A 3276-nucleotide genomic window follows, 5' to 3' on the forward strand; every position below is an offset into this window, starting at 1 on the left:
CATCAGCCCAACACTACAAATTGTCTTATGAAAAAACAGAGAAAATTAAGAGGAGTTAATAAATGCTAGAATTCTTTATTAATCTTTTAATATTTATTCTTATATTTTTCTTTTTTGTTTTTATATTTTCTATTATTTTATATTTTATCTTTAAAATTTTTTATAAATTAAAAAATAAAACAAAAACTATAAATTTTAAAACAATATTTAAAAAATTTACTTTGTTTCTTTTACCTGCATATCTTTTATTATTCTTAGTAGGAGGATGTTCTTATAAATATATGGATCCGCAGTATTATGAGTTTAAGAGCTTGTGTAAAGATATAGATAATAAAGTAATAATTTACAATAAAGCTTATTGGGAATTGTATAGCGATTTTACAAAAAAAAAGCCTTCTATAGAAAAACGAGTTAAGGATGATGGTTATGAATATTTTTATTATGAAAAACTTAATGAAACATTTACTTATTATGATATAAAAGATACGATAAAATCCGAGAAACGAAATGGCAATATTATAACCATAGTATATGATAAAAAATATAAAAAAATGCCCAAGCCTTTTGCTACATATATAAGATATAAATATGAAAATGATGGTGTATTCTTAAGAGGCGATGAGGGCTCTGGATTATATTTTACATATGAAGAAGTATTCACTTGTAGCTATTTTGATAATTTTAAGTAAGGATATAAATGAGCAAAAACATTAAAACACAAGAAGCTAAATTAGACTTAATCACTAAATTTCTAGACTATGCTAATATAGCAGATGCTAGTTATGCTTTATTAGATCCAGTTTTTACAGGTGTTATTATTGATAAACAAGAAAAGGAATTAGAAAAAGATTTAGATACCCAAAGACTAGGTGATAAGCATAATAATCAAAATTCTACCTATGCAAGAGCTATACAAGCTCGTTTTGAACAAAATAAAATAGTTAAAATAGAACCTAAATATTGTATTTCTCTTATAAATACTTGTTTTGATAGTAAAGAAATAACATTGGATAATGATATTAGTAGGGTAGGATTGAATGATGCACTGAGTAAAAGAACTATTGATTTTGTAAATAGATTTAAACTTTTAAAACATCAGCCCAACACTACAAGTGGCTTTAGTGCTACTTTGTTTGAAGATACTAAAGATAATAATCAAAAGATTATAGTCATACGAGGAACAGAGCCTACAAGTAATTTTAGTGTAGATATTTTGGATGCTGATGTTGATTTAGCTTTAGGCAAAGTTCCCTATAATCAATATCTTGATATGATTAAATTTTATTCTGAGTGTGTTAAAGAATTTCCAAATATTATAAAAGACAAAGGTTTGGTAATTGTAGGTCATTCTTTAGGCGGAGCTTTGGCGCAACTACTTACTCTTTCATTAGCGAGTGTTAATTCTAGTGCTAATGTTAAAGAAATCTACACTTTCAATTCGCCTGGTGCAAAAGAACTAAAAGCTTTAAATTTAAATCAAATTTACAGAATAGATGGAAAAATTATCAATTCTGATAATAAAGAGCAAGCATTGTTTTATCAAATAAGATCTTATAAATATCAAAAAAGTATAGAAATAAACTTAATAGGATATGATTCTAATTTATTTCAAAATATAAAATCATACTTTCATAATAAAACAAACTTAAAAGAACATTATATCTTTATAAAAACAAATATAATTTATAGTAAATCAACGAATTATTTTTATGATATTTTTGAAGTTGATGAAGTATTTATAAATTGTGTTAATCAGCTCCTTACTAATCTTAATATCAAAAATATTTTAGCTACAAGTGATAATACTTATCATATTGAAACAGATACTGATTCCGATGCTTCTAATACAAAAGGGGTGATACAAGATTTAGGAGTAGATATAGACGGGAAGCATTATATTGTTAATTTAGGGGATCGATTTTGGGATTCTCATTTTTTAGAGCCTACTATCATAGAATTAAATTATATTTTAAATCTTATGAAAAATAAAGAAATTGATAACCTTTTAGAGTATAATATAAATAAGGATGAAGAGCTATGGACTTTTATCAAATACCATAATAATGTTTTAGCTACTGCAAGAACTCGTTTTGATGATCGTATTTTGTCATATTTTAGCATTCCTAAACTATCTAATGATTTTTCAAATTCTTTGGAATATTTGCAAATTCATTATTTACCAAAAGAACCCAAAAAACCTTTATTTGCAGCAAATATTCAAGGTTTCTCATCTACGCAATTGCAAGCTTTGGAGGAATATAAAATAAAAAAAGCTAAATATGATGAGGAGTTAAAATGGTATGAACTTTATAAAGTAAAATATGAAAGAGAACAACAAATTTTTAATCAGAAATTTAAAGAGTATTTTTCAGAAATAATTTTTTATCAAAATAGACTCTATTCTCATAAAAAAACACAAGAGAAAATTATATTAAATGCAATAATACAACAAATTAATCAAAAAGATATAACATATTTTAATTTGTATTCTGTGATAGAATTTTTAAAAGAAAACAAGGCTTATTATAAATATATAGATTTAAATGAAATCCAAGATTTAATTTTAAATGATTTAGATAATAAATTGGGTTATTTTTATTGCCTTTATGTATGTATAAATTTAATAGTATTAAGAGAAGATAAAAATACTTATTTCACTCAAGCTACTGCTATAAACAATTTAGGCTATAATTCTACTTTCACAAAAATCTTCATCCTAGATAAAGAAAATCTAAATGATACCTATCTTGATGCTAGAAAAAGGCTTTATAAATCTATCAATACTTTAAAAGAAAAAAGAAATGAAAAAATAAAAGATATCCAAGACTATTTAGATAAAGAAATTTCCTTACAAGATAATCTAAATAATCAAAGCTTTAATACTAAGGAAAATGATGTTAATTTAATTTTAAACGAAGTATTTAACATAGAGCAATTTTATGATAAAAATACCAATACCATAGTATTAAAGACAAATAATATAAAAATCATATTCTTAGATAAAGTAAATTTACAAGATTTGCAAGATAATTCTAACAATACTTCTTTCATCTCTATGTCAAATTTGATCCATATTTATGATAATCATTGTGATATTTTTGCAAAAGATAGAAGTGTTTTGGATATAAAGGACATAGAAGAAAAATATCAAATAGATTTTAAAAGTTTAGATACAAAAATCTTCCTAAACTCCACCCTCCTTACAGGCTCAAGTGAACTTCCTAATAATCCTTTTTACTTTGGAGAATTAGATCAAGATAATACTATAAAACAAGA

At 24.2% G+C, this 3276-nt stretch carries 2 protein-coding genes; both read left to right on the top strand.

Annotation, left to right across the window (positions count from 1 at the left end; genetic code table 11):
• The first annotated feature begins 281 nt into the window (after positions 1 to 281).
• The gene (locus AJ887_RS07430) at positions 282 to 689 is read left to right on the top strand and encodes a hypothetical protein (RefSeq protein ID WP_251814485.1); all 408 of its coding nucleotides are present in this window, start codon (positions 282 to 284) and stop codon (positions 687 to 689) included.
• An 8-nt stretch (positions 690 to 697) separates the two neighbouring features.
• A partial coding sequence (locus AJ887_RS10485; RefSeq protein ID WP_261659881.1) for a lipase family protein occupies positions 698 to 3276 on the top strand: 2579 nt, incomplete at its 3' end.

This window comes from Campylobacter sp. BCW_6466, assembly GCF_001762835.1.
GTDB classification, from domain to species: Bacteria; Campylobacterota; Campylobacteria; order Campylobacterales; family Campylobacteraceae; genus Campylobacter_D; species Campylobacter_D jejuni.